General features: G+C 72.4%; 15 protein-coding genes. 3 read left to right on the top strand and 12 right to left on the bottom strand.

Features of this window, described 5'->3' with window-relative positions:
* Positions 1–100: 100 nt before the first annotated feature.
* From trmD to ACJ6WD_RS12270, 5 genes are all read right to left on the bottom strand, one after another.
* Entirely contained in the window at positions 101–910 is an 810-nt protein-coding gene (gene trmD / locus ACJ6WD_RS12290; RefSeq protein WP_016571355.1) for a tRNA (guanosine(37)-N1)-methyltransferase TrmD, read from the bottom strand.
* Complete coding sequence (rimM, locus tag ACJ6WD_RS12285; RefSeq protein WP_016571356.1) at positions 910–1,455, bottom strand: ribosome maturation factor RimM; 546 nt, start codon at positions 1,453–1,455, stop codon at positions 910–912. Before rimM ends, trmD begins: the two co-directional genes overlap by 1 nt.
* 183 nt (positions 1,456–1,638) lie before the next feature.
* Positions 1,639–1,878: an RNA-binding protein gene (locus tag ACJ6WD_RS12280; protein WP_003980229.1), complete on the bottom strand. Its 240-nt coding sequence runs from the start codon at positions 1,876–1,878 to the stop codon at positions 1,639–1,641.
* A gap of 2 nt (positions 1,879–1,880) precedes the next feature.
* Complete coding sequence (rpsP, locus tag ACJ6WD_RS12275) at positions 1,881–2,321, bottom strand: 30S ribosomal protein S16 (protein ID WP_016571357.1); 441 nt, start codon at positions 2,319–2,321, stop codon at positions 1,881–1,883.
* Between the two features lie 155 nt (positions 2,322–2,476).
* Positions 2,477–3,067, bottom strand: coding sequence for a hypothetical protein (locus ACJ6WD_RS12270; RefSeq protein WP_016571358.1), 591 nt, complete (start codon positions 3,065–3,067; stop codon positions 2,477–2,479).
* A gap of 556 nt (positions 3,068–3,623) precedes the next feature.
* Here ACJ6WD_RS12270 and ACJ6WD_RS12265 point away from each other — a divergent pair.
* Positions 3,624–4,484 carry a methyltransferase domain-containing protein gene (locus ACJ6WD_RS12265; RefSeq protein ID WP_233658507.1) on the top strand — a complete coding sequence of 287 codons (861 nt, stop codon included), beginning with the start codon at positions 3,624–3,626 and terminating at the stop codon, positions 4,482–4,484.
* Positions 4,485–4,565: 81 nt separating this feature from the next.
* On the opposite strand, the gene ffh is transcribed toward ACJ6WD_RS12265, so the two are convergent.
* The 5 genes from ffh to ACJ6WD_RS12240 all read right to left on the bottom strand — a co-directional run bounded on the left by ffh (position 4,566) and on the right by ACJ6WD_RS12240 (position 12,181).
* Positions 4,566–6,119, bottom strand: coding sequence for a signal recognition particle protein (gene ffh / locus ACJ6WD_RS12260; RefSeq protein ID WP_016571360.1), 1,554 nt, complete (start codon positions 6,117–6,119; stop codon positions 4,566–4,568).
* 141 nt (positions 6,120–6,260) lie between these two features.
* Positions 6,261–8,744: a [protein-PII] uridylyltransferase gene (locus ACJ6WD_RS12255; protein WP_376437520.1), complete on the bottom strand. Its 2,484-nt coding sequence runs from the start codon at positions 8,742–8,744 to the stop codon at positions 6,261–6,263.
* A 70-nt stretch (positions 8,745–8,814) separates the two neighbouring features.
* On the bottom strand, positions 8,815–9,153 hold the full coding sequence (locus ACJ6WD_RS12250) for a P-II family nitrogen regulator (protein WP_016571362.1): 339 nt from the start codon (positions 9,151–9,153) through the stop codon (positions 8,815–8,817).
* Positions 9,150–10,499, bottom strand: a complete 1,350-nt coding sequence (locus ACJ6WD_RS12245) for an ammonium transporter (protein ID WP_233658505.1) — start codon at positions 10,497–10,499, stop codon at positions 9,150–9,152. Before ACJ6WD_RS12245 ends, ACJ6WD_RS12250 begins: the two co-directional genes overlap by 4 nt.
* Before the next feature lie 170 nt (positions 10,500–10,669).
* Positions 10,670–12,181, bottom strand: a complete 1,512-nt coding sequence (locus ACJ6WD_RS12240) for a hypothetical protein (protein ID WP_374206812.1) — start codon at positions 12,179–12,181, stop codon at positions 10,670–10,672.
* 479 nt (positions 12,182–12,660) lie between these two features.
* Between ACJ6WD_RS12240 and ACJ6WD_RS12235 the strand changes: the two genes are divergently transcribed.
* Positions 12,661–13,371, top strand: coding sequence for a bifunctional DNA primase/polymerase (locus ACJ6WD_RS12235; RefSeq protein WP_407615771.1), 711 nt, complete (start codon positions 12,661–12,663; stop codon positions 13,369–13,371).
* A gap of 270 nt (positions 13,372–13,641) precedes the next feature.
* On the opposite strand, the gene ftsY is transcribed toward ACJ6WD_RS12235, so the two are convergent.
* Both ftsY and ACJ6WD_RS12225 read right to left on the bottom strand, forming a co-directional pair.
* Entirely contained in the window at positions 13,642–14,868 is a 1,227-nt protein-coding gene (ftsY, locus tag ACJ6WD_RS12230) for a signal recognition particle-docking protein FtsY (RefSeq protein ID WP_233658504.1), read from the bottom strand.
* A gap of 111 nt (positions 14,869–14,979) precedes the next feature.
* Positions 14,980–15,231 carry a hypothetical protein gene (locus ACJ6WD_RS12225; RefSeq protein ID WP_020963653.1) on the bottom strand — a complete coding sequence of 84 codons (252 nt, stop codon included), beginning with the start codon at positions 15,229–15,231 and terminating at the stop codon, positions 14,980–14,982.
* Positions 15,232–15,678: 447 nt separating this feature from the next.
* Here ACJ6WD_RS12225 and ACJ6WD_RS12220 point away from each other — a divergent pair, with 447 nt between their 5' ends.
* Entirely contained in the window at positions 15,679–17,178 is a 1,500-nt protein-coding gene (locus ACJ6WD_RS12220) for a cytosine permease (RefSeq protein ID WP_233658503.1), read from the top strand.
* Positions 17,179–17,185 lie beyond the last annotated feature (7 nt).

The raw sequence follows: 17,185 nt of genomic DNA, 5'->3' as shown, positions 1-17,185 counted from the left end.
ATCAGCGGAATCATCGGAAAAGTTGGCTTGCTGTCGGATCGCCGGGCGGACGTCGTTCCCCCTGTGGCAGGGGCGCACGCCGGACGGAGTCAGCAGCGGCTCATTCTTCCACGGACTGACTCGTCCGCCCAAATCGGCCGTCCTCACGCGGGGCCCAGCCCAGCGCGGCGAGGATTTCCCGGTCCTTCTTGTTGAAGGCGGCGGGGTCGGCACGCTCGATCAGATCGGGGCGGTTGAGGTCGGTGCGGCGGAACGCCTCGTCCCGACGCCAGCGGGCGATCTTGCCATGGTGGCCGCTGAGCAGCACCTCCGGGATGGTGCGGTCGCGCCACTCGGGGGGCTTGGTGTAGACGGGGCCCTCCAGGAGGTCGGCCATCGCCCCGGGGGCGAAGGAGTCGTCCTGGTGGGAGGCGGCGTTACCGAGGACGCCGGGCAGCAGCCGGGCCACCGCCTCGACCATGACCAGGACCGGGGCCTCGCCGCCGGCGAGCACGTAGTCGCCGATGGAGACCTCGCGGACGTCCAGGCGGTCGCCGTACTCCTCGATGACGCGGCGGTCGATGCCCTCGTAGCGGGCCGGCGTGAAGACCAGCCAGGGCTTGCCGGAGAGCTCGACGGCGAGTTCCTGGGTGAAGGGCACGCCGCTGGGGGTGGGCACGACGAGGACCGGTTCGCCCTCACCGGACGCCAGGACGTCGTCGAGCGCCGCGCCCCACGGCTCGGGCTTCATCACCATGCCGGGACCGCCGCCGTAGGGGGTGTCGTCGACGGTGTGGTGCTTGTCGCGCGTCCACTCCCGCAGGTCGTGGATGCGGACGTCGAGCTGTCCCCGGGCCCGGGCCTTGCCGACCAGCGAGACGTTCAGCGGTTCCAGGTACTCGGGGAAGATCGTGACGACGTCGAGCCGCATCAGCTGTCCTCGCGGCTGGAGGCGATCTCCGCCTCGGCGTCGTCGAGGAGGCCGGGCGGCGGGTCGATGACCGCGCGCTGCTCTTCCAGGTCGATCTCGGGCACGATCTCGCTGACGAACGGGATCATGACCTCGCCGCCCTCGGGGCGGGTGACGATCAGCAGGTCCTGGTAGGGCAGGTGGGAGACCTCGGCGATCCGGCCGACGACGGTGCCGTCGCGGGTGACGACGTCGAGGTCGATCAGCTGGTGGTCGTAGAACTCCTCGGGGTCCTCGGGGACTTCCTCGGGGTCGATCTCGGCGATCAGCAGGGTGTTGCGGAGCGCCTCGGCGGCGGTGCGGTCCGCGACGCCCTCGAAGCGCAGCAGCAGCCGGCCGCTGTGGACCCGGCCGGTGGCGATGGTCAGCGGCCCGACGGAAGACGGGTCGGTGGCGAGGACGGCGCCCGGGGCGAGCCGGAGCTCCGGCTCGTCGGTGCGCACCTCTACGGTGACCTCGCCCTTGATGCCGTGGGCGCGGCCGATCCGGGCGACTACCAGCTGCACTGTGCTCCCTTTGCGGCTAAGCCGCCGCCGCTTCCGCGGAGGTGGCCGAGGAACGTCGGGGTTCCTCATTGGATGGTGACGGTGCTGGATCCGACGGGGTCGCGGTGGTTCCAGCCTCACATACGGACACGGGCCGGGGACGACCCGAAGGCCCTCCCCGGCCCGAGCCGGTGTTCAACTTGCTCAGCGAACTTGGTCGACGTCGACGAGGTCGACGCGGATGCCCCGGCCGCCGATGGCGCCGACGACCGTCCGCAGTGCGCGGGCGGTCCGGCCGTTGCGGCCGATCACCTTGCCGAGGTCGTCGGGGTGGACCCGGACCTCCAGCACGCGCCCGCGACGCAGGGTGCGCGAAGCCACCTGCACGTCGTCGGGGTTGTCGACGATGCCCTTGACGAGGTGCTCAAGGGCCTCCTCAAGCACGCTCAGGCCTCGGTGGACTCGGAGGTGGACTCAGCCGCGGCCTCGTCCGCCTTCTTGTCGGCCTTCTTCGCCTTCGGGGTGATCGCCTCACCCTTCGGCTCGTCACCGGAAGCCTTGGCGGCGGCCTCGAAGAGGGCGCGCTTGTCGGCCTTCGGCTCGGCGACCTTCATCGGCGCGGGGGCCGGCAGACCCTTGAACTTCTGCCAGTCGCCGGTGACCTTGAGGATGGCCATCACGGGCTCGGTCGGCTGCGCGCCGACGCCCAGCCAGTAGGCGACGCGCTCGGCGTCGACCTCGATGCGGGACGGGTTCTGCACCGGGTGGTACAGGCCGATCTCCTCGATCGCGCGGCCGTCCCGGCGGGTGCGGGAGTCGGCGACGACGATGCGGTAGTGAGGCGAGCGGATCTTGCCCAGACGCTTCAGCTTGATCTTGACTGCCACTGGAGTGGTGTCTCCTGGTCTTGACGTGGTGGGGCACAACGAGATGCCACGTGGGGTTGCGGTACTCGGGGCCCCGATGGACGCGTCAGCCGGAGGAGAGAGGGGTCCTGTGCGACTGTCGAGTACAGCAGGCAATTGTGCCACACGCCCGAAGGTCAGCCGACCGCGGCCACCTCGGGGATCCGGAAGGGCTTGCCGCAACCACCGCAGACGATGGGTGCCTGGGCCAGTACGGACGGGACGACCCGGACGTTGCGCCCGCAGTCGCAGACGGCCTTGACGCGCACGCCGCCCCCGGAGGAGCCGTGCCGGGCGGCCGGGCCGCGGAAGCTGCGGGTGGTGTCGGTGGCGGTGGCGGCGCTGTGCGCCTTGAGGGCTCTGGTCAGCCGCTCGATGGTGGGGCGGTAGCGCCGTCTCGCCTCGGGGTTGAGCGTGACCAGCGAGAAGCCGCTACTGGGATGCGGCTCGTCGGAGTGGTCCAGGCCCAGCTCCTCGGCGATCGCGAGGAACCGGCGGTTGTGGTAGCGGCCTGCCCGGGAGGTGTCGCGGATGCCGCGGGCGGCGGCGATGCCGTGGACTGCCTCGTGGAGCAGCCGTTCGAAGGAGAGTTCGGCGCCACAGGCGGACGAGGACTCTCCGATCAGGGACTCGGGCGCGGCCAGGTCCGGCAGCTCGGGGTGGTGCCGTTGAATGTCGGCCCACGCGAGCGCCAGCTCGGCGGCGAGAACAGGCGGTGTCGTGCTCACGTCGTGACAACGAGTCGGAGTCGCCCAGTGTTCCGATTCCGGGGCATCCCAAATATTTTGCACGTACCAGTCAGTTTCCGGGCAGGGGGCGTGGCTCGTACGCGGTGTGCCGATCTGAGGAGAAGACACCCGAGCGCGGCAAGCCGGTACGTAGGGCGCGTACCCCCGCGTACGCCACATGGCGTAAGTCGTCTGCACGCCGGGGAATGGGCGCGCGCCGATGTTACCGACGGTAGGAAATGCCGCGGACAGCGGCCCCGTCCCCCCACGGTAGGGCAGTGGTGCGGGGCGTTCGCAGGGGGGATGGCCGCGGCCGGCGCGCCGGGGCCGGGCGTCTGCCGTGGCGCGCGGGCACTCCCCAAGGCACCCTGGAACGGCGCTCCGGGGGCACGGGGGCCGGCGCACGCAGGGGCGCGCGGGAGCCAAACCCGGCGCACCCCCTGGACGGCCGGTCGGAAGCGCAGTTGTCTGGATCGCGGGGGCGCACAACGCTCGGAAACACGGGGGCGGACGGTACGGATCAGCTTCGGGTTCTCGGCGAATAGGGGCGCTTTCGATGTCACCCACGCTCGTGCGGCACCAGCTACCGAACACCGGGACCGGGCGCGCCGACGGCCCGGCCGCGCCGGCTGCGCCGGCCGGGACTCGCGCCCGCGACTGGGCGGAGATCCAGGAGCGGATGCTGGTGCCCCTCTACGAGGCCGCGTACGACCGGCTCGGCATCGGTCCCGGCACCCGGCTGCTGGGGCTGGGCTGCGGGTCAGGACTGGCGCTGCTGCTCGCGGCGGCGCGCGGGGCGCAGGTCAGCGGTGTGGACGCGGACGAGTGCCGGCTGGAGCTGGCCCGCGAACGGCTCACGCCGGACGGCATGCCGGAGGTCACCCGCCTGGTCAGCGGCGGGCTGGCCGATGCCGCCCCCAAGGACACGGCGTTCACCGTGATCACCGCGTTCCACCCGGTGGGCTGCGGCGGTGCCGCCGAGGAGCTCACCGGGGCGCTGACCGCGGCGGCGGCGCTGGCCGAGCGCGGCAGCGCGGTGGTGCTGGGGGGCTGGGGCCCGGTGGAGCGGTGTGCCGCGGCCGGGGTGCTGCGGGTGGCGGAGCGGTTGGCCGACCCGGCGGCGGGCTTCGGTGCGGGCTGGCGGCCGGCCGGGCGGGACGACCTGGAGGAGTTGGCGGGCCGGGCCGGGCTGCGGCCGGACGGATCGGGGCGGGTGGCCTGCCCCTTCGGATACGCGGACCTGGCGAGCGCGGTGCGCGGGATGCTGTCGACCGGGCTGTTCGACGCGGCGCTGGAGGTGGCGGGCCCGCGGCAGGTGAAGAAGGAACTGGCCCAGGCGCTCCATCCGTACCAGCGGGCGGACGGCACGGTCTGGATGGCGAACGTCTTCCGCTACCTGATCGCGCGCACCCGCTAGCCGGGTCCCCGTGCGCAACGGGCGAGCCCCCGACCCTCCGGGAGGGTCGGGGGCTCGCCCCGCGGGCCGTGCGGCGCCGCGTCAGTTCATGAACTTCTTGAACTCCTCGGGGAGTTCGAAGTTCTGCGGGTCCTGGTCGGCGCCCTGCGGGAGACCCAGCGGGTTGCCGGCCGCGGCCGCCTCGCGGCGCGCCACCGCGGCCTCCTCGTCGGCCTTGCGCTTCATCGGGTTGCCGCTCTTGCGCTTGCCCTTGGCCTGCTTGATCTGCTTCTTCTTGCGGGAGGCGCCGCCACCCATGCCGGGCATCCCCGGCATGCCCGGCAGTCCGCCGCCCTGGGCCATCCGCGACATCATCTTGCGGGCGTCGAAGAACCGCTCGACGAGGCCCTTGACGGTGCTGACGTCGACGCCGGAACCCCGGGCGATGCGGGCCCGGCGCGAGCCGTTGATGATCGTCGGGTCCTGGCGCTCGGCCGGGGTCATCGACTTGATGATCGCGGCGGTGCGGTCGACCTCGCGCTCGTCGAGGTTGTTGATCTGGTCCTTCATCTGCGCCATGCCGGGCAGCATGCCGAGCAGCTTGGAGATCGAGCCCATCTTCCGGACCTGCTCCATCTGGGCCAGGAAGTCGTCGAGGGTGAACTCCTTGGGGCCCTTCGCCAGCTTGGCCGCCATCTTCTCGGCCTCTTGCTGGCTGAAGGTCTGCTCGGCCTTCTCGATCAGCGAGAGCATGTCGCCCATGCCGAGGATGCGGGACGCCATGCGGTCCGGGTGGAACGCGTCGAAGTCGTCCAGCTTCTCGCCGTTGGAGGCGAACATGATCTGCTTGCCGGTGACGTGCGCGATGGAGAGCGCGGCACCACCGCGGGCGTCGCCGTCCAGCTTGGAGAGGACCACGCCGTCGAAGCCGACGCCGTCGCGGAACGCCTCGGCGGTGTTGACCGCGTCCTGACCGATCATCGCGTCGACGACGAAGAGGACCTCGTCCGGGCTGACCGCGTCCCGGATGTCGGCGGCCTGCTGCATCATCTCGGCGTCGATGCCGAGGCGGCCGGCGGTGTCGACGACGACGACGTCGAACTGCTTGGTGCGGGCGTACTCGATCGAGTCCTTCGCGACCTGGATCGGGTCGCCGACGCCGTTGCCCGGCTCGGGACCGTAGAACCCGACGCCGGCGCGCTCGGAGACGACCTGGAGCTGGTTGACGGCGTTGGGGCGCTGGAGGTCGCAGGCGACCAGCAGCGGGGTGTGGCCCTGGCTCTTGAGCCAGCGGCCGAGCTTGCCGGCGAGGGTGGTCTTACCGGCGCCCTGGAGGCCGGCGAGCATGATCACGGTCGGGGGCTGCTTGGCGAAGCGCAGGCGTCGGGTCTCGCCGCCGAGGATGCCGATGAGCTCCTCGTTGACGATCTTGATGATCTGCTGGGCCGGGTTCAGCGCCTGGCTGACCTCGGCGCCCAGGCCGCGCTCCTTGACCTGCTTGATGAAGGCACGGACGACCGGCAGGGCGACGTCGGCTTCCAGCAGCGCGATCCGGATCTCCCGCGCGGTGGCGTCGATGTCCGCCTCGCTCAGGCGGCCCTTGCCCCGGAGGTTTTTGAAAGTACTCGCCAAGCGGTCGGAAAGCGTATCGAACACGGCGGTCGTCGATCCTCGGGGTCGGGGGCGTAGGTCAGTCGGGTTCTAGGGTATCCGGCTACGCAAGCGAACCCGTCCTGGCCCGCTCCCGCCCGGTGCAGCGGGGCGCCGCCGGCCCGCCGGCCGGGTGGGGCGCCCGCCCTACTGGAGCGCGGACTCCACCGCCGCGGCCACCTCCCTGGCCACCGCCCCGGGCAGGGGCGCCCCGTCCGGGCCGGTGACGTAGAAGGCGTCCACGGCGTTGGCGCCCAGCGTGCTGATGTGGGCGCTGCGCACCCGGACCTGCGCCGCGTCCAGGGCCCGTCCGATCCGGTGCAGCAGGCCGTGCGCGTCCTGGGCGCGGACCTCGATGACGGTGGCGGTGCGGGAGCTGCCGGCGGCGACGGTGACGCGGGGCGGCGGGGCGAGGGCGGTGCGGGAGCGGCGGGCGTAGGCGCGTTCGCGTTCGGCGAGCCGGCCGGGGACGTCCAGGGAGCCGTCCAGCGCGCGGACCAGGTCGGCGCGGAGCCGACCGGCCTCGGGCAGCGACCCGTACTCGGCGGCGACCCGCCAGCTCAGCAGCAGCACCGGGCCCCGGTCGAGGGGGTCCAGGGTGCGCAGGTCGGCGGCGCGGACCGTGAGGCGGTGCAGGGCCAGGACGCCGGCCGCGGCGGGCAGCACGCCGGGGCGGTCCGGGAGGGCGATGAGGAGTTCCACGCCGACCGGTTCGCGGGCGTCGTCCCCGGTGGGGACGGCGGCGCCGTCCACCGGGCCGGACGGGCCGCCCTCGGGGCGGGGGCGCAGGGTCAGTACCGGGCCGCCGGTGCGGGCGGCCTCGAAGGCCAGGCGTTCCTGCTCGGCGGTGGGCAGGTCGGTGTCGCGGGGATCCGGTGCGGGCTCCCCGGCGAGCCGGTCGGCGACGCGTTGGACGAGGGTGGCGACGAGTCCGGCGCGCCAGGTGCTCCAGGCGGCGGGCCCGGTGGCGAGCGCATCGGCCTCGGTCAGGGCGTGCAGGAGTTCCAGGGTGCCGGGGCTGCCGACGGCGTCGGCGACCGCGTCGACGGTGTCCGGGTCGTCCAGGTCGCGTCGGGTGGCGGTCTCGACGAGCAGCAGGTGGTGGCGGACGAGGGCGGCGATCACCGCGGTGTCGCCGGGCCCGAAGCCGAGCCGGGCCGCCACGTCGCGGGCGATGGTCTCGCCGGCCACCGCGTGGTCGCCCGGCCAGCCCTTGCCGATGTCGTGCAGCAGGGCGGCGACCAGCAGCAGGTCGGGCCGGTGGACGCGGCGAGTCAGCGCGGCGGCGCGGACCGCGGTCTCGACCAGGTGGCGGTCCACGGTCCAGGTGTGCACGGGGTTGCGCTGGGGGCGGCAGCGGACCCGTTCCCAGTCCGGCAGCCAGCGGGCGATGACGCCCTCGGCCTCCAGCGCCTCCCACACCGGCACGGTGGGCGCGCCCGCGCCCAGGAGGGTGACCAGTTGCTCGCGGGCCTCGGCCGGCCACGGCACCGGCAGCGGAGTGGCGGCGGCGCAGCGGCGGATCGCGTGGGTGGCCAGCGGCACTCCGCCCTGGGCGGCGGCGGCCGCGGCGCGCAGCAGCAGGACGGGGTCCCGTTCGGGGCGGGCGGTGCGTGCCAGTACGGCCTCTCCGTCGAGTTCGACGACGCCGTCGGCGAGCGGCGAGCGTGCGCCGCGACCGGCGGTGCGGGCGGCGAGCAGCCCGCGCAGCGCGGGTTTGACGGATCGCGCGCGCAGCACCCGGCCGACCTCGCGCCAGGTGACGTCGGCGGCGTAGGCGATGGTGCGGGCCGATTCGTAGGTCCGGCGGAGCAGGGCGTCGGCGTCGAGCAGGCCGAGGGCGCCGGCGACCTGGTCCTGCTCCTGGAGGGAGAGCCGGTCGGTGGCGCGCCCGGTGGTGAGGTGGAGGGCGTCCCGGGTGTCCAGGAGCCGGGTGCGGGCGGTCTCCAGGCCGTCGCGGGGGGCGTCGGCGAGCCAGGAGGCGGCGATGGCGCGCAGGGCGGTGGCGTCCCGCAGGCCGCCGTGCGCCTCCTTGAGGTCGGGTTCCAGGAGGTACTGGAGTTCGCCCTGGCGGGCGGTGCGGTCCCGGCACAGTTCGCGGAGTTCGGGCAGCCGTTTGGGGGCGCCCTCCCGCCAGTCGGCGTAGGCGGTGGTGCGGACCGCGGCGGTCAGGTCGGGGTCCCCGGCGATGTGGCGGGCGTCGAGCAGGCCGAGTTGCACCTTGAGGTCGTCGCGGGCGGCGCGGCGGGCTTCGGCGGGGGTGCGGACGGAGTGGTCGAGGTCCAGGCCGAGGTCCCAGACCGGGTACCAGAGGCGGTCGGCGAGGGCCGCCAGGTCGGCGGCGGCGGCGCGGCCGTCGTGCAGCAGCAGGAGGTCGAGGTCGCTGCGGGGGGAGAGTTCGCCGCGGCCGTAGCCGCCGACCGCCACCAGTGCGGCGCCGGGGGCGGCCGGCGCGCTCGCCCCGGCCAGCAGGGCGGCGAGCCAGGCGTCGGTGAGCCCGGCGAGGGCGGCGCGGCGGTCGGGGCCGGTGGGGCCGTCGTCCTGGAGGAGCCGCAGGCGGGCGGCGGGGTAGCCGCCGCCCGCGGGGGCGGCGGTGGCGGGTTCTGCGGTGTGTTCGGCGCTCTCGGTCAACTCGGGCTCTCCTCGGTCGTGTTGTCCCCCGCCGCGCTCCCGTACGCCCCCGCCGCGCGCGGTCCGCGGCTCAGAGCGCGTCGGGTCCGCGCTCCCCGGTCCGCACCCGCACCGCCTCCTCGACGGGGACGCTCCACACCTTCCCGTCGCCGATCTTGCCCGTGCGGGCGGCCTGGACGACGACCTCCACGAGTTCCTCGGCGTCCGCGTCCTCGACCAGGACCTCGATCCGGATCTTGGGCACCAGGTCCACGGTGTACTCGGCGCCCCGGTACACCTCGGTGTGCCCGTGCTGCCGCCCGTAGCCGCTGGCCTCGGTGACGGTCAGGCCGTGCACGCCGAACGCCTGCAGGGCCTCCTTCACCTCGTCGAGCCGGTGCGGCTTGATTACTGCCGTGATGAGCTTCACGCGTCCACCTTCTTGGTCGGGGATTCGCCCAGTGCCGTGGTCCTGCGGGCCGCCGTGCCGCCGCCCGCGCCGGCGAAGTCGTACGCCGTCTCGGCGTGCGCGGCCTGGTCGACGCCGGTGATCTCCTCGTCCTCGCCGACCCGGAAGCCCATCACCACGTCGATGGCCTTGGCAAGGACGTAGGAGACGACGAGCGAGTACAGCAGGACGCAGACCACTCCGATGGCCTGTTTGCCGAGTTGACCGAAGCCGCCCCCGTAGAAGAGCCCCTTGGCGTGGCTCTGCACGCCGCCGGTGGCGAAGAGGCCGATCAGCAGGGAGCCGACGACGCCGCCGACGAGGTGGACGCCGATCACGTCGAGGGAGTCGTCGTAGCCGAACCTGTACTTGAGGCCGACGGCCATGGCGCAGAGCACGCCGGCGATCGCACCGACCGCGAGGGCGCCGAGCGGGCTGACCGCGCCGCAGGCGGGGGTGATGGCGACCAGGCCGGCGACGGCTCCGGAGGCGGCGCCGAGGGTGGTGAACGAACCGTGCCGCAGCTTCTCGTAGGCCAGCCAGCCGAGCATCGCGGCGGCGGTGGCGACCTGGGTGTTGACGAAGGCCACCGCGCCGACGCCGTCGTCGTTGTTGAGCCAGGAGCCGGCGTTGAAGCCGAACCAGCCGAACCACAGCAGGCCGGCGCCGAGCATCACCAGCGGCAGGCTGTGCGGCCGCATGGGGTCCTTCTTGAAGCCGATGCGCTTGCCGACGACGAGGAGCACGCCGAGCGCCGCGGCGCCGGCGTTGATGTGGACGGCGGTGCCACCGGCGAAGTCGATCACGCCGAGCTTGAAGAGCCAGCCGCCGTCGGCCCAGACCCAGTGCGCGACCGGGAAGTAGACCACGGTCACCCACAGCGCGACGAACAGCGCCCAGGCGGTGAACTTCACCCGGTCGGCGAGGGCGCCGCTGATCAGCGCGGGGGTGATCACCGCGAACATCAGCTGGAAGACGGCGAAGACGTAGATGGGGATGGTGGTGGTGCCCCACAACTGGGTCAGGCCGATGTGCCCGAGGCCGGCGAAGTCGCCGTTCCAGCCGATGACCCCGCCGGCGTCGGTGCCGAAGGCGAGCCCGAAGCCGTAGAGCACCCACAGGACCGTGACGATGCCCAGGCTGATGAAGCTCATCATCAGCATGTTCAGGACGCTCTTGACCCGGACCATGCCTCCGTAGAAGAAGGCCAGGCCGGGTGTCATCAGCATCACCAGCGCGGAGCAGATGAGCATGAACCCGGTGTTGGCGGGGCTGAGCGTGGCTTTTTCCGCGAGGCCGTCTGCGAGCGTAAGGATGCCTGGGGGCATCGGCGTCTCCTCGTCGTCGATGCGGCCCGTGCGGGTGTGGGTGGGCCGGCTTCGCGATGAGGGTGTCGCAGCGCCGTTTCGGCCAAACCTTGTCGGTGTTTCACCGGGGTGACGAAGCCGTCCGGCGTGTTACGCGCCGGTGAATTGCGAGGTACCGCGGTGGGGCCCGATCAGCCTGCGACGGCGGTTTCCGGAAGCTGCCGGGAGAGCTCGTCGCCGAGCTGGATCACCTCGGGGACGTGCCCGAACTCGCGCACCGCGGTGTCCACCGTTTTGCGCAACCGGGTGTTGACCCGTTCGGACCGGACCTGCCGGGCGAACGGTATCGCCTGCTGTGCCATCACGGCGCACGCCTCGGGCTCCTTCTGGAGCAGGTGGACGGTGGCCATCCCGATGAGGTTGAAGGCGTACGAGCGCTGGTGCTCGGGGTCCTTGCCGAAGAGTTCGACGGCGCGCTGCATGACCGGTTCTGCAAGCGAGGCGTAGGTGGGGCTGCGACCGGCCACGTAGGCGAGGTCGCGGTAGGAGTGGGCGTTCTCGGCGTTGAGTTCGGCCTCGGAGAAGAAGCGGATCCAGTCCGGCTCCGGCTCGCCGGGGGCGACGTCGGAGAAGGTGTCCTCGGCCATCCGCACCGCGCGCTTGACCTTGCTGGGCTGGCCCATGCCGGCGTAGGCGCGGGCCTCCATCGCATACAACATCGCCTGGGTGCGCGCGGTGGCGGTCTCCCGGCTGCCGTACTGGGCGAGGTGGATCAGCTCCAGCGCGTCGTCGGGCCGGCCGAGGTGGATCATCTGCCGGCTCATGCTGGAGAGGATGTACGAGCCCAGGGGGCGGTCGCCGGCCTCCTTGGAGGCGTGCAGGGCCAGCACGAAGTACTTCTGGGCGGTCGGCTGAAGGCCGACGTCGTAGCTCATCCAGCCGGCGAGTTCGGCGAGTTCGGCGGCGACCTTGAAGAGGCGCTTGGCGACCGCCGGCGGCTGGGGCTCCTGGAGGAGGTCGGTGACCTCGTGGAGCTGACCGACCACCGCCTTGCGCCGCAGGCCGCCGCCGCACTGGGCGTCCCACTGCCGGAACATCGCGGTGGTCGCCTCCAGCAGGTCCAGCTCCGGGCCGGAGAGGCGGGCCGGGCGGCGGGGTCGCTCGGGCTGCGCCGCGACCTCGCCCGGGCCCACGGGCACCGGCACCAACCAGCGCTGCATCGGCTCGATCAGGGACGGCCCGGCGGCGAGGGCCAGGGAGGTGCCCAGGAAGCCCCGACGGGCCAGCATCAGGTCGCTGCGGGTGAACTCGCTGATGAGGTTGACGGTTTGGGGCCCGGCCCAGGGGAGGTCGACGCCGGAGACGGACGGCGACTGGTGGGCCGAGCGCAGTCCCAGTTCCTCGATGCCGACCACGCAGCCGAAGCGTTCGGAGAAGAGCTCGGAGAGGATCCGCGGGATGGGTTCCCGGGGCTGCTCGCCGTCGAGCCAGCGGCGCACCCGGGAGGTGTCGGTGCTGATGTGGTGCGCGCCCATCTGGCGCGCCCGGCGGTTGACCTGCCGCGCCAGCTCGCCCTTGGACCAGCCGCTGCGCATGAACCACGAACCCAACTGCGCGTTGGGACGCTTGCCGGCATCCTCGCCGCCCTCGCCGCCCGTGCTGTCCGTGCCGTTGGAGCCGGCGGTGCCACCAGTGCCGCCCACAGGGATGCCCCCATTTCCGATAGCTCTCGTCCGCGAACCCCCCACAGGATGCCGCCTGTTGCAGCGCCCGTTCCGCGGTACATCTACCCGACCGCGGATTCCGGCCACACCTTGGGTCGCCGCCTCCTGGCAATGCCACCGGCATACCCGTACGAAGAATGCCCCTCCGGGGTTCGTGCTACTGAAAGTAATCCTACGATCACGCCCGTCGGGAGGTCGATTGCGGAAACGCCACCATTCGCCACCCCTTTGCGTGAACTCCCCGGCCCGCTCTCGCGATTGACTTGACACAGGTCGTACGGGAACGGGCGGAGCGGAGCACGCCGAGGCGTGCGCACCGCGTCGCACCACCCGGCGTACGACGGCACACCACCGGTACCACGGCCCGCCGACGGAGCGTGAACACCAGAGTGAAGAACCGTCTCCTCGTCAACTCCCCGACTCGTCACCACTCGTACGCACCACCCGTTGGAGGGGGCATGGGTTTCACGATCGGCGGCATCCGGGACCTCCGTTCCGGAACGCGCCGTCGCGTCCGCTCGGCCGAGGGCACCGCGGTGGCCGAGTACACGGGGCTGTGGGGGTGGGACGTCGTCCCGGGGGCCCGCGCGGTCCGGGCCGGTGGCCGGACGGAGTGTTCGTGCGGGGACGCCGCCTGCCCCTCCCCCGGCGCGCACCCGCTCTCCTTCGCCCGGGAGGTGCCGGCGGGCGCGACGCTGGAGAAGGCGCTGGCCGCCTGGAGCGAGACGCCCGGCGCGGCGGTGCTGCTCCCGGTGGGCCGCTCCTTCGACGTTCTCGACGTGCCGGTGGACGCCGGGCGGGGCGCGCTGGTGCGGTTGGAGCGGATGGGGCTGCCGCTGGGGCCGGTGGCGGCCACGCCGACCGGACGGGCCCTGTTCTTCGTCGCCCCGGGCGCGGCCGCCGCGCTGCCCGACCTCCGCTACCGCATGGGGTGGGACGACGCGGATCTGGACCTGCGTCCGCTGGGGCGCGGTGACCACGTCGCCGCTCCGCCGTCCGACTTCGGCGGCCACGGCCCGATGCGCTGGCTGCGCCCGCCGACCCTGGAGACCGCCAGCCGGCCGCCGCAGGCCCGGTTACTCCTGGGGACCCTGGCGTACGTGTGCAACAGGTCGGCGGGCGGCCGGGGAACCACCGATGCGGCGACGCCCGGCCCGCCGTCGTACTGAGCCGGCGACAGAGCGCCCCGTCGGCGAGCGGGCGCACCGGGATCTGCGTCTTGGCTTGATCCGCACGCCTCCCCACGCCTCCCCACGCCACCCCACGCCTTCGGACGCCGTGGGCGGTGCGGCAGGGAGCGGGCTCCGCACCGCCCCCCTCCCCTCCCCTCCCCTCCCCTCCCCTCACCTCACCTCACCTCACCCATAGAAACGGCGGCGGCCCCCGTACCCGTCATCCGCAGGTACCGGGGGCCGCCGCCGTCGTGCCGGGCCGCGGGATCAGTCGATCAGCGCGTCCACGAACGCCTCGGGCTCGAACGGCGCCAGGTCGTCCGGCCCCTCGCCCAGGCCGACCAGCTTGACCGGAACGCCCAGTTCGCGCTGGACGGCGATGATGATGCCGCCCTTGGCGGTGCCGTCGAGCTTGGTGAGCACCACGCCGGTGATGTCCACGACCTCGGCGAAGACCCGGGCCTGCACGAGGCCGTTCTGACCGGTGGTGGCGTCCAGGACGAGCAGCACCTCGCCGACCGGTCCGTGCTTCTCGACGACCCGCTTGACCTTGCCGAGCTCGTCCATCAGACCGGTCTTGGTGTGCAGCCGGCCCGCGGTATCGATCAGGACCACGTCGGCGGCCTCGGCGATGCCCTCCTTGACCGCGTCGAAGGCGATGGAGGCGGGGTCGCCGCCCTCCGGACCGCGGACCGTGCGGGCGCCGACCCGCTCGCCCCAGGTCTGGAGCTGGTCGGCGGCGGCGGCGCGGAAGGTGTCCGCCGCGCCCAGGACGACGGACTTGCCGTCGGCGACCAGCACGCGGGCGAGCTTGCCGGTGGTGGTGGTCTTGCCGGTGCCGTTGACGCCGACGACCATCACGACGCCGGGGATCTCGGTGCCGCCGTTGCCGACGGTGCCGTCGGTGTGCACGGTCCGGTCGGCGTCGGTGCCGATGAGGGCGAGCAGTTCCTCGCGCAGCAACTGGCGGAGGTCCTCGGGGGTACGGGTGCCCAGCACCTTGACCCGCTCGCGGAGCCGCTCGACCAGTTCCTGGGTGGGGGTGACGCCGACGTCCGCGGTCAGCAGGGTGTCCTCGATCTCCTCCCAGGTGTCCTCGTCGAGGTGTTCCCGCGACAGCAGGGTCAGCAGGCCCTTGCCGAGGGTGTTCTGGGAGCGGGCGAGCCGGGCGCGCAGCCGCACCAGACGCCCGGCGGTGGGCTCGGGGACCTCGACCTCGGGCGCCGCGGGCGCCTCCGGCTCGGCGACCGGCGCCTCGGCCGCGGGGGCCTCGGCCGTCGGCAGCTCGACTTCTTCGATGGTGCGACGTTCTTCGTCGCGGGGGGTTTCGGCCTCCTCGCCGACGTGCGGTTCGGCGGGGGGCGCGGTGACGGAGGGCTTGGGGGCGGCCGTCGGGGGCGGCAGCTGCTTCTTCTTGCGGCCGCTGACGACGAGCCCGCTGATCGCGCCGAGCACGACCACGGCGATGACTACGGCAAGGATGACGGTTTCCATAACCCCTCCAGTATCAGCCACGCCCCGCTGCGAACAGCCGTACGCGCCCGGGGTTCGGTCCCGGGCCTCGGCGGGGCGTCCCGGGGCCCGGCAGCCGCCTGGCGCGCGGTGTCAGGACTCCCGGCTCTCCTGTGTGCGCCAGCGCTCCAAGGTGGGGTCGCAGTGGGAGTCGTACGTGCCCGATCCCCGGCAGTGCCGGCATTCGCCGGCCCGCTGGACGGTCTCGTGGGGGCCCCGGAACGGGTCGACGCCGGGGGCGTAGGCCAGGGCCTGGGACACATAGCCGGTGCCCTGGCACCACTGACAGGTCTTGCCGGACACACCGGACACGTCGGCCTCCTGCGGGCGTTCGCTGTCGTTCATCGGGATCACCTTGCACCACATCCGGTGCGCCGTGCCCGGGGTGTGGACAACCCGTCGCGCGCGGGCCCCGGTGACGCCCCGGCCACGGCCGCTCGCCGGTACTCAAACGAGACATGCGTCTCTCCGACGGGCCTCCGATGAGACGGTGCGGCGGCCCGTCACAACGGAAGAGGAGCCTCCGCTTCATGTTTTGACGGTCCAGTGCGCGCTGTATGTCCTGATCAGGGCGGTGTGACTGGATTCATCGACAGGAGGGCGCGGCCCGTGTCATCGTCAGGGGGTCCAAGGGGGCGGACCGGTAGAAGTTGGATCAAAGTACGATGGTGGACGGCTGCGCAACGCGCGTAGAGTCCTGGCAACCACTTTCTGGCCAGGCACCACAGCCGCTGCCTGCACCCCCGTTCCCGGGGGTGCCCCCCAGACCCCCGCACGGAGACAGCTGCACCCATGGGCACCAGCACCGCGTCCGCATCCACGTCCACCCCGGAAGTCGACGGCGCCGTCGAGACGCGCGGCATCGAGCCCGTTCCGGACAACGAGCGCCGAGGGCGGGTGCGCGAGCTCTTCCCCACCTGGGTGGCGGCCAACATCAGCGTGCTGCTGCTCACCATGGGCGCCTCGTTGGTGATCAACAACGGCCTGAACTTCTGGCAGGTGCTGGTGGTCGCCGCCATCGCCTCCTGCGTCTCCTTCGGGATCGTCGGCCTGCTGTCGGTCTCCGGCAAGTGGGGCGGCGCCCCGGGCGCGATGCTCTCCCGGGCCGCCTTCGGCGTGCGCGGCAACTACTTCCCGGGCGCGATCCTGTGGGTCGCCCGCTTCGGCTGGGAGACCATCAACGCGGTCAGCGGCGCCTACGCGATCCTGACCGTGCTCCACCTGGTGTTCGGCATCAAGACCAACAACGTGCTGGTCGTGGTGACCCTGTTGGGCTTCGTCGCCTGCACCTTCCTGGTGAGCGGGATGGGCCGCAAGGCGCTCAACGTCTGCAACAAGTACTCCACGTACCTCTTCAGCCTGATCAGCGTCGTCGTCCTGGTCTACCTGATCGTCGAGATGCCGTGGGGCGCCATCTTCGCCAAGTCGCCGGGCAGCGGCGCCATGATGATCGCGGGCATCGGCACCATCGCGGCCGGCGGCCTGAGCTGGGTGCCCACCGGTCCGGACTTCGCGCGCTACCTGCCGCACTCCGCCTCCGGCAAGAAGATCGTCGGCACCACCGTCTCGGGCGCCGCCCTGGTGCTGGTCCCGATGGTGGTCATGGGTGGCGTGATGGCCGTCTCCAACCCGGAGCTGGCCAACCAGAACACCGACCCGATGTCCTTCCTCGGCCAGGTGCTGCCGTCGGCCATCGCGATCCCGTACCTGATCACCGCGCTGATCGGCATGATGCTGATCAACAGCCTGTCGATGTACTCCGCGGGATTCACCGCGCAGACCATGGGCGTCAAGCTGCCGCGCGCCCTGGCGGTCAGCATCAACGCCGCCATCAGCCTGATCGGCGGGCTGTTCATGATGCTGGTGGCCAAGGACTTCGTGGGCCAGTTCATCGCCTTCCTGACGCTGCTCGCGGTCTCCTTCTCCGCCTGGATCGGCGTCTACGCCATGGACATGGTCCGTCGCCGGAAGATGGCGGTCCGGTACCACGCGGAGAGCCTGATGACCATCGGGCCCAGCAGCCGGTACTGGTACAAGGGCGGGTTCTGCTGGCAGGCCATGTCGGCCTGGGCGCTCGCGCTGATCGTGGGCCTGTGCTTCACCAAGGTGCAGTGGTTCTCCGGCCCGCTCGCCGGCACCTGGATCGGCGAGAACGGCCTGGGCTGGGTGGTCACCATCCTGATCGCCGCGGTGGTCTTCGCGGTCCTGCCGGCCGCCCGGGAGAACGAGACCCCGGCCTCGGCCCCCGCGCCGGAAGGCTCCGAGGAGCGTTCGGTGGTGGAGGTCGGCTGATCCCCGG

This window comes from Streptomyces sp. VTCC 41912 (genome assembly GCF_045799175.1).
GTDB classification, from domain to species: Bacteria; Actinomycetota; Actinomycetes; order Streptomycetales; family Streptomycetaceae; genus Streptomyces; species Streptomyces albulus_C.
The sequence above is the reverse complement of the archived record's forward strand: the minus strand, read 5'-3'. Positions and strand labels throughout refer to the sequence as shown.

Excerpts from the sequence above, each read along its gene's own strand:
- ACJ6WD_RS12235 (WP_407615771.1), top strand. The coding sequence starts at position 12,661 with ATGGGTTTCACGATCGGCGGCATCCGGGACCTCCGTTCCGGAACGCGC.
- ACJ6WD_RS12245 (WP_233658505.1), bottom strand. The coding sequence starts at position 10,499 with ATGCCCCCAGGCATCCTTACGCTCGCAGACGGCCTCGCGGAAAAAGCC.
- ACJ6WD_RS12220 (WP_233658503.1), top strand. The coding sequence starts at position 15,679 with ATGGGCACCAGCACCGCGTCCGCATCCACGTCCACCCCGGAAGTCGAC.
- ACJ6WD_RS12265 (WP_233658507.1), top strand. The coding sequence starts at position 3,624 with ATGTCACCCACGCTCGTGCGGCACCAGCTACCGAACACCGGGACCGGG.
- trmD (WP_016571355.1), bottom strand. The coding sequence starts at position 910 with ATGCGGCTCGACGTCGTCACGATCTTCCCCGAGTACCTGGAACCGCTG.
- ACJ6WD_RS12225 (WP_020963653.1), bottom strand. The coding sequence starts at position 15,231 with ATGAACGACAGCGAACGCCCGCAGGAGGCCGACGTGTCCGGTGTGTCC.
- ftsY (WP_233658504.1), bottom strand. The coding sequence starts at position 14,868 with ATGGAAACCGTCATCCTTGCCGTAGTCATCGCCGTGGTCGTGCTCGGC.